We start from the raw sequence: 8,932 nt of genomic DNA on the forward strand, positions 1-8,932 counted from the left end.
GGCGGAAGCTTTCGTTAACGTTGCGCTGCAGCCGTGCATCGCGATGCACGCGATCACGGCGTGCAGAAGCAACCAAGCAATTGAAGGCGGACGCCGCCGCGCAGGCGCGGCGTTGCGGCTTGCCGGTTCAGCGCAGCCAGGTGCTCGGATTCACCGGCTGGCCGTTGCGGCGCAGCTCGAAATACAGCGCCGGCCGTCCATGTCCGCCCGACGAACCCACTGTCGCCACCGCATCGCCGCGCTTGACGCTCGCACCCACGTCCTTGAGCAGCGCGTCGTTGTACGCATACAGGCTCATGTAGCCGTTGCCGTGGTCGACGATCATCAGCAACCCGTAACCTGTCATCCATTCGGCGTACACGACGGTGCCGTCGGCGACCGCCTTGATCGGTGCGCCGGCATTCGCCGCGATCAGCAGGCCCTGGCTGCCACGCCCGTCCGGCATGGTGCCGCCATAACCCGCCAGCAACGCACCGGACAATGGCCAGCCCAGTCCGCCGACCTGCAACGGCGGCGTGGAGGCCGCGGTCGGCGTCCGCGCAGGGGCGCGACCGGCACTCGCGTTGCGTTTCGTATCGCGCGCAGCCTTCGCAGCTGCGGCGCGGCGTTCCGCTTCGGCACGCACGGCGGCGGCACGTAACTGCTTCAGCACCTTTTCCAGACCCTTCGCGTCACGGCCGAGGGTCTGCTCACGCTCACGACTGTCCTGGTATTTCTCGTCGAGTTGCGCGAGCAGCGCGGCGCGCGTCTTGCGGTCGCGCTCCAGCTGCACCAGCTGTTCGCGCTGCTGCCGGCGCGTACGATCGAGTTCGTTCTGCCGCGCGACGATCGCGGCTTCGACTTCGTCGAGTCCGCGCAGCTGCGCTGACAACTCGGTGATCCGCTGCGCGCGATCGGCGTGAACATAGTGTTGGTACGTGAGCGCGCGATTGGCGTCGGCGACGGTGTCCTGCGAAAGCAGCGCCTTCAGCGGCGCTGCTTCGCCCTGCGTGTATGCGGCGCGCAACAGGCGCGCGAGTTCTTGGCGCCGCGAACCCAGTAAGACCTGCATCGTCGCGCGCTGCTGCTGTAGTTGCGCGAGTGCCCGCTGGTCGCGGGTGAGCCGCACTTCGGTGTCGCGCAGCACGCGCGTGGAGCGACCGACCTTCTCGTCGGCGGCGCGCAACTGCTGGGTGACGTCGCCGCGCTGCCCTTCGATCTGCCGGCGCTCGGTGGAGACCTGCTTGAGCTCGCGCTTGATGTTCTCGAGCTTGCGTTCGGTTTCGCTGCGACCCTTGCTCGGCGCATCCTGCGCAGCCGCCGGCACGGTGAACACCGCCAGGATCACCGCGAAGGCGAAGACGCGCACGCTCATCCGGCCAGCGTGGCTTCGGCGTGCGCGGCGCTGGCGAGCGTGTCTTCGACCAGCAGGCTCGAACCGGTCATCTCGGCGGGACGCGGCAGGTCGAGCAGGTCGAGAATGGTGGGTGCGACATCACGCAGCGCACCGCCAGTGCGCAGTTTCGCCGCGCGTGGGCCCATGTAGACGAACGGCACAGGGCCCACGGTATGCGAAGTGTGCGGCTGGCCGGTGTCGGGGTCGCGCATCATCTCGACGTTGCCGTGGTCGGCGGTCACCAGCAATGCGCCACCAACTTCGCGCACCGCACCGGCGATCGCGCCTATCGCGATGTCGACGGCTTCGGCCGCCTTGATCGCGGCGGCGAGGATCCCGCTGTGGCCGACCATGTCGGGATTGGCGATGTTGCAGATGGCGACGTCGATCTCGCCAGAGCGGATCGCGGCCACGAGTTTTTCCGTGACTTCGGGGCAGCTCATCTCCGGTTGCAGGTCGTAGGTCGCGACCCTCGGGCTCGGCACGAGGATGCGGGTTTCGCCCGCGTAGGGATCTTCGCGACCGCCGCTGAAGAAGAACGTCACGTGCGCGTACTTCTCGGTTTCGGCGATGCGCAACTGCTTCAGGCCGTTCGCGGCGAGCACTTCCCCCAGGGTGTTGCGCAGGTCATCGGGGGCGAACGCCACCGGTGCGGGTAGCTTCGCGTCGTATTCGGTCAGGCACACGAATCGCGACACGCGAGGACGCCGCGCGTCGAAGCCATCGAAGGTGCGTGAAACGAACGCGGACGTGAGCTGGCGCGCGCGATCGGCGCGGAAGTTCATGAACACGATCGCATCGCCGTCGTGCACCGGCACGCCCGTGCCGATCACTGTCGGCACCACGAACTCATCGTTCTCGCCACGCGCATACGCATCGTGCAACGCGCTCAGTGCATCGGCCGCGACATGTTCCGCGGAAGCATCGACGATCGCATCCCATGCACGCCGCTGGCGATCCCAGCGCTTGTCGCGATCCATCGCGAAGTAGCGGCCACTCACCGTCGCGATGCGTGCATTGCCCGCCTTCGCGCAGGCGGCCTCGAGCAGTTCCAGGCTCGCCTGCGCCGAACGCGGCGGCATGTCGCGGCCATCGAGGAAGGCATGCACGGCGACGCGCGGCACGCCTTCGCGGCGCGCCAGTTCGAGCATCGCGAAGATGTGGTTCTCGTGGCTGTGCACGCCGCCCGGCGACAGCAGGCCCATCACGTGCAGCGTGGCGTTGTTGGCTTTTGCCGCTGCGCAGGTGGCGCGCAGTTCGGCGTTGGCGAAGAAGCTGCCGTCTTCGATCGCGGCATCGATCCGGGTAAGGTCCTGGTAGACGATGCGCCCGGCGCCGAGGTTCATGTGGCCGACTTCGGAGTTGCCCATCTGTCCGTCCGGCAGGCCGACGAAGCGGCCTTCGGTGTGGATCAGCGTATGCGGATTGCCGGCGACGAGCGCGTGCCAGTTCGGCAGCTTCGCCTGCGCCAGAGCATTGTCGGCCGGATCTTCACGATGGCCCCAACCGTCGAGAATCAGGAGAACGACGGGCTGGGGGCGCGGATTCGACGGCACGAGGTGGCTCCGGTGACTTCGGGCAGGGGCAAATTGTATCGGAGAGCTGCATTGTGTCGGCCGTGACACGCCTTCGAAGGCGCCGCCTTAAACCTGCGTCCCCGCGACTGCATCCAACCCGGTGATCCCCAATGGAGTCCGCCATGATCCGCAACCGCCTCGCCCTCGCCCTGGTGCTCGCCTGCGCCAGCCTTTCCGTTCACGCTGACGAACGCGACGTGTCCAAGGTCAACAGCGGGATCGATGTCGAAGCCGGGGGCCAGTACGGCTCGCTGGACACCGTGAACGGCGGCATCGACATCGGCGCGAACGCCCGCGTCGAAAGCGCCGAAACCGTCAATGGCGGCATCGAAGTCGGCGCGCGTGCGCACACCGGCACGCTGGAAACCGTCAACGGCGGCATCCGGATCGACGAGAACGTCACCACCACCGGCGACGTCAGCACGGTCAACGGCGGCATCTTCGTCGCGCGCGGCGGCAATATCGGCGGCAAGGTAGAAACCGTGAACGGCGCGATCGGCCTGGTCGACACCGACGTCAGCGGCGGCATCGAGACGGTCAACGGCGACGTGACCGTCGGTGTCGGCTCGCACGTGCATGGCGGCGTGCATTACTCCAAGCAGAATCGTCCCTTCATCAGCATCGGCAAGCGCCGCATTCCGCGCGTGATCATCGGTCCGAATGCACGCGTGGACGGCCCGCTCCGCTTTGAGCGCGAAGTCGTGCTCTACGTGCACTCCACGGCGAAAACCGGTGCGATCACCGGCGCGACGGCAGTCCGCTTCGATACGCCTATGCCCCCGGAACAATGAGCGCGGCGCCGGCTGAACAAGCCGGCATCGGGTTCACTTTTCCGCTCCAGGCCGGGAAATGGGCAATTTCGGCACGGCCTGTACACGGGTGTGCGTGCCTAGAATGGGTCTCCACCGGGTTCCGGAGACCCCATGAAGCAACTCATCTTTTCCTGCGTGCTGGGCGTGCTGGTGCTGGCCGCCTGCAAGCCGCAGGCGCCGGCTCCCGATGGCAGGCCTTCTTCAGCCACTGACGCGACGCAGGCCATCGCATTCCAGCCGGCTATCACTGCGGCCGATTTCGCGCAGCACGTGCGCATGCTCGCATCGGATGAATTCGAAGGTCGCGCTCCGGGCAGCGCCGGCGAGGAAAAATCGGTCGCGTACATCGAAGCGCAGTTCAAGCGCCTCGGCCTGACACCAGGCAACGGCGACAGCTACTTTCAGACCGTACCGATGGTGGAAACCGTCGCCGATGAAAACGTGGCGCTGGAACTGGACGCCGCCGGCAAGCCGCGCAAACTGCAGTTCGGCAGCGACATGGTCGTTGGCACCCGCACCGGTCAGGCCGAGGTGAAGCTTGACGGCAGCGATCTCGTGTTCGTCGGTTACGGCGTCAACGCGCCCGAGCAGGGCTGGAACGATTACGCCGGCGTCGACGTGAAGGGCAAGACGGTGCTGATGTTCGTCAACGACCCCGGTTTCCACCAGCAGGATCCTTCGTTGTTCGAAGGCAACCGGATGACGTACTACGGTCGCTGGACGTACAAGTTCGAGGAAGCCGCGCGCCAGGGGGCTGCCGCCGCACTGATCATCCACGACACGGAAGGCGCGTCCTACGGCTGGGAAGTGGTGAAGAATTCCTGGAGCGGCGCGCAGTTCGACCTTCGCACTGCCGACGATCCGGCACCGCGTTTGCAGGTGCAGGGGTGGATTACGGGCGACGCCGCGCGTTCATTGATGGCCTCGCTCGGACAGAACCTCGATGCGCTGTATGCGGCTGCAGGCAAGCGTGGCTTCAAGGCAATCCCGCTTGAGGCCAGGGCCTCCATCGACCTGAAGAGCCGTATCAGCGAGAAGTCCTCGCGCAATGTCATTGCGCGCCTGGATGGCACGACGCGGCCTGACGAAGCGATCGTGTACATGGCGCACTGGGACCATCTGGGCAAGCACGCGCTTGCGGCGGACGAGCACGGCCCCGCTTCGTCCTCGGATGGCAACATCGAGGACACGATCTACAACGGTGCGGTCGACAATGCGACGGGCGTGGCGGGCATTCTCGAGATTGCCGAAGCGTTCGTGGGTCAGCAACCGAAGCCCGATCGATCGCTGGTGTTCCTCGCAGTGACGCTGGAGGAATCGGGACTGCTGGGTTCGCGCTATTACGTTGCCCATCCGGTCGTTCCACTGGAAAAGACGGTGGCGGTGATCAATCTCGATGCGATGCCCGTGATCGGCAAGGCGCACGACATGACCGTGGTCGGTTTCGGCAGTTCCGAGCTGGAAGACATTCTTCGCGGTGTCACGCAACAGCAGGGGCGCACACTGCATGCCGAGGCCACACCGGAAGACGGCTTCTACTTCCGCTCCGACCATTTCAACTTCGCACGCGCCGGCGTACCCGCGCTGTACGCAAAGGGTGGCGACGACCTGATCGAAGGCGGAACGACGGCGGGGCGTGCCGCGCAAGTCGACTATCGCGACCATCGCTATCACAAGCCTTCGGACGAATTCGATCCGGCGTGGAAGCTCGATGGCGTAATTCAGGATCTGGAAGCGCTTTACGGCGTGGGCCGCGAACTCGCGCAGTCGACTACCTGGCCGTCGTGGTACGAAGGCAATGCCTTCCGGGCGGCCCAGCAGAAACTGCGCGGAACCGCGCCGGTGAAGTAAATCGCGGGTCTCGATTCGAGAACGGCGCCTCGGGGCGCCGTTCTGCTTTCTGGAGTAGGCTGCCCGCCAGCCAATCTGCGGAGGTCGAAATGGGTCTTGCAACGGCTTACTGGTGCGTACTGATCGCAGCGCTGCTGCCCTATGTCTGGGTCGCTATCTCGAAAGCCAGCGGTGAGCGTTACGACAATCGCGACCCGCGTGGCTGGCTCGCCCGTCAGACCAACCCCCGCGCGCATCGCGCCAATGCAGCTCAGCTCAACAGTTATGAGGTCTTTGCTCCGTTCGCCGCAGGCGTGGTGCTGGCGCAACTGGCGGGAGTCGCCGCCGATCGCATCGCACTGCTTTCGGTCCTGTTCGTCCTCTTCCGCATCCTGCACGGGCTGATCTACGTCGCCGGCTGGCAACATGCATTGCGCAGCCTGGTCTGGACGGCGGCCTTTGTCTGCGTGGTAATCCTGTATGCGCAGGCGGCGTTGCAGGTGGCGTAAGGATTTACACAGGAATTCGAGTCTGAGGAGCGCTTTTCTCCCTTCGATAGGTGCGACCGAAGTACATCAATTCCGGATCGAAGCCAGGGCTGGCGAACCCGGAGAACCGACCCCCGAGGGCGTGCATCGCGATGGGGTCGATTACGTCCTGGTGCNCGAAGTACATCAATTCCGGATCGAAGCCAGGGCTGGCGAACCCGGAGAACCGACCCCCGAGGGCGTGCATCGCGATGGGGTCGATTACGTCCTGGTGCTGTTGGTGGATCGGGCCAACATCGCCAGCGGTACGACGACCATCCACACCGCTGACGGGGAGTTGCTGGGCAGTTTCACCTTGACACAGGCCTTGGACAGCGCGCTGGTGGATGACGCCCGGGTGTTCCACGGTGTTACGCCGGTGACCCCACTGGACGCGTTGGCGCCTTCGCACCGCGATGTTCTGGTGGTGACCTTTCGGCGATCGGGCACGCCTTAATTCAGTTAATCGAGGCGGTCACAACGTCAGGGTCGACCCCAGTCCGGGTGGGCGTCCTTTGTCCGTAAGGACTCGCGGCCAGCTGTTTTTCTTCGATAGGAACAGGGCTTCCGGAGCACCTGCCTTGCAACCATAAGTCGCGGCTTCGGGCGTCGAGTAACCTCGGTAGTCGAGCTGGTAACCAAGGCTCGCCCCGGCTTTGGCCTTCGCCAGTGCAGCAGCTTTCCGTCATCGCAGCCAAGAGTTAATCCGGATCGACTCTCCAGGCCCAGCGGACGCCGGTTTTCATGCGCGTAAAAGCAACAGGCGGTTTTCCCACGCACAAAAAGAACCCCCGGCCTTGTGGACCGGGGGTTCGGGGTAAATGCTCAGCAATGACCTACTCTTGCATGCGGATGCACACTACCATCGGCGCGGTTGCGTTTCACTTCCGTGTTCGGGATGGGAACGGGTGGTGCCACAACGCTATTGTCACTGAGCAAGCTGGTGCAGCGGCGCGTGAGCGCCTGCTTGCGTCTTTTGCACGATCGGGAGTTTCCCGTTCGGGCGTAAGAATTTGGGAATTGTAGCAAGTTGGTCCTGCTGGAGGTCACGACGTATCGTAAGTCCAAGGCCACTTGAGGTTATATGGTCAAGCCACACGGATCATTAGTACAGGTTAGCTCAACGCATTGCTGCGCTTACACACCCTGCCTATCAACCACCTGGTCTTGATGGTTCCTTTAGGGGACTAGAAGTCCCGGGAGATCTCATCTTGAGGCGCGCTTCCCGCTTAGATGCTTTCAGCGGTTATCGCTTCCGAACATAGCTACCCGGCCGTGCCATTGGCATGACAACCGGAACACCAGAGGTTCGTCCACTCCGGTCCTCTCGTACTAGGAGCAGCCCCTCTCAAATCTCCAACGCCCACGACAGATAGGGACCGAACTGTCTCACGACGTTCTGAACCCAGCTCGCGTACCACTTTAAATGGCGAACAGCCATACCCTTGGGACCGACTACAGCCCCAGGATGTGATGAGCCGACATCGAGGTGCCAAACACCGCCGTCGATATGAACTCTTGGGCGGTATCAGCCTGTTATCCCCGGAGTACCTTTTATCCGTTGAGCGATGGCCCTTCCATACAGAACCACCGGATCACTAAGTCCTAGTTTCCTACCTGCTTGATCCGTCGATCTTGCAGTCAAGCACGCTTATGCCTTTGCACACAGTGCGCGATGTCCGACCGCGCTGAGCGTACCTTCGAGCTCCTCCGTTACTCTTTGGGAGGAGACCGCCCCAGTCAAACTACCCACCATACACGGTCCCCGATCCGGATTACGGACCTAGGTTAGAACGTCAAGCACATCAGGGTGGTATTTCAAGGTTGGCTCCACCCAAGCTAGCGCCTGGGTTTCATAGCCTCCCACCTATCCTACACAGACGAACTCAACGTTCAGTGTAAAGCTATAGTAAAGGTTCACGGGGTCTTTCCGTCTTGCCGCGGGAACGCTGCATCTTCACAGCGATTTCAATTTCACTGAGTCTTAGGTGGAGACAGCGCCGCTGTCGTTACGCCATTCGTGCAGGTCGGAACTTACCCGACAAGGAATTTCGCTACCTTAGGACCGTTATAGTTACGGCCGCCGTTTACCGGGGCTTCGATCAAGAGCTTCGCCTTGCGGCTGACCCCATCAATTAACCTTCCGGCACCGGGCAGGCGTCACACCCTATACGTCCACTTTCGTGTTTGCAGAGTGCTGTGTTTTTGATAAACAGTCGCAGCGGCCTGGTTTCTGCGGCCCTCCTCGGCTATTAACCATGGAGGGCGTACCTTCTCCCGAAGTTACGGTACTATTTTGCCTAGTTCCTTCACCTAAGTTCTCTCAAGCGCCTGAGAATTCTCATCCTGCCCACCTGTGTCGGTTTACGGTACGGTCTGCGTAAGCTGAAGCTTAGGAGCTTTTCCTGGAAGCGTGATATCGGCAGCCTAGCCCGAATGGGCCGGTCCTTAGTCTCAACGTTGCCCCCCCGGATTTGCCTAAGGGGACCGCCTCAACTCTCTCACCGGGACAACCAACGCCCGGCCTGCCTAACCTTCTCCGTCCCTCCATCGCACTTACGCGAGGTGCTGGAATATTAACCAGCTTCCCATCGACTACGCATTTCTGCCTCGCCTTAGGGACCGACTAACCCTGCGTCGATTAACGTTGCGCAAGGAAACCTTGGGCTTTCGGCGTGCGGGCTTTTCACCCGCATTATCGTTACTCATGTCAGCATTCGCACTTCCGATACCTCCAGCAGCCTTCTCAAGCCACCTTCAACGGCGTACGGAACGCTCCTCTACCGCGCATCACAAAGTGATGCACCCCAA

General features: G+C 62.9%; 5 protein-coding genes, 2 rRNA genes and 1 pseudogene (1 of these 8 running past the window's edge). 4 read left to right on the plus strand and 4 right to left on the minus strand.

Annotation, left to right across the window (positions count from 1 at the left end; genetic code table 11):
- Positions 1-127 precede the first annotated feature (127 nt).
- Positions 128-1,354: a peptidoglycan DD-metalloendopeptidase family protein gene (locus ASD14_RS12835; RefSeq protein WP_082538975.1), complete on the minus strand. Its 1,227-nt coding sequence runs from the start codon at positions 1,352-1,354 to the stop codon at positions 128-130.
- On the minus strand, positions 1,351-2,931 hold the full coding sequence (gpmI, locus tag ASD14_RS12840; protein WP_056134407.1) for a 2,3-bisphosphoglycerate-independent phosphoglycerate mutase: 1,581 nt from the start codon (positions 2,929-2,931) through the stop codon (positions 1,351-1,353). Before gpmI ends, ASD14_RS12835 begins: the two co-directional genes overlap by 4 nt.
- A gap of 143 nt (positions 2,932-3,074) precedes the next feature.
- Between gpmI and ASD14_RS12845 the strand changes: the two genes are divergently transcribed.
- From ASD14_RS12845 to ASD14_RS16350, 4 genes and pseudogenes are all read left to right on the plus strand, one after another.
- Positions 3,075-3,743 carry a hypothetical protein gene (locus ASD14_RS12845; RefSeq protein WP_056134519.1) on the plus strand — a complete coding sequence of 223 codons (669 nt, stop codon included), beginning with the start codon at positions 3,075-3,077 and terminating at the stop codon, positions 3,741-3,743.
- A 132-nt stretch (positions 3,744-3,875) separates the two neighbouring features.
- The gene (locus ASD14_RS12850) at positions 3,876-5,615 is read left to right on the plus strand and encodes a M28 family metallopeptidase (RefSeq protein WP_056134409.1); all 1,740 of its coding nucleotides are present in this window, start codon (positions 3,876-3,878) and stop codon (positions 5,613-5,615) included.
- A gap of 89 nt (positions 5,616-5,704) precedes the next feature.
- Positions 5,705-6,103: an MAPEG family protein gene (locus ASD14_RS12855; RefSeq protein WP_056134411.1), complete on the plus strand. Its 399-nt coding sequence runs from the start codon at positions 5,705-5,707 to the stop codon at positions 6,101-6,103.
- Positions 6,104-6,259: 156 nt separating this feature from the next.
- A pseudogene (locus ASD14_RS16350) lies at positions 6,260-6,578 on the plus strand (2OG-Fe dioxygenase family protein); the annotation flags it as partial.
- 366 nt (positions 6,579-6,944) lie between these two features.
- On the opposite strand, the gene rrf reads toward ASD14_RS16350, so the two are convergent.
- Both rrf and ASD14_RS12870 read right to left on the minus strand, forming a co-directional pair.
- Positions 6,945-7,057 (minus strand): 5S ribosomal RNA (gene rrf / locus ASD14_RS12865).
- A gap of 148 nt (positions 7,058-7,205) precedes the next feature.
- Positions 7,206-8,932: ribosomal RNA gene (locus tag ASD14_RS12870) — 23S ribosomal RNA — on the minus strand; it runs 1,141 nt beyond the window's last position.

It is taken from the genome of Lysobacter sp. Root494, assembly GCF_001427225.1.
Taxonomy (GTDB): Bacteria; Pseudomonadota; Gammaproteobacteria; order Xanthomonadales; family Xanthomonadaceae; genus Agrilutibacter.

Bases quoted from the DNA above. Each gene is read 5' to 3' on its own strand.
- ASD14_RS12855 (WP_056134411.1), top strand. From the start codon at position 5,705: ATGGGTCTTGCAACGGCTTACTGGTGCGTACTGATCGCAGCGCTGCTG.
- ASD14_RS12845 (WP_056134519.1), top strand. From the start codon at position 3,075: ATGATCCGCAACCGCCTCGCCCTCGCCCTGGTGCTCGCCTGCGCCAGC.
- ASD14_RS12850 (WP_056134409.1), top strand. From the start codon at position 3,876: ATGAAGCAACTCATCTTTTCCTGCGTGCTGGGCGTGCTGGTGCTGGCC.
- ASD14_RS12835 (WP_082538975.1), bottom strand. From the start codon at position 1,354: ATGAGCGTGCGCGTCTTCGCCTTCGCGGTGATCCTGGCGGTGTTCACC.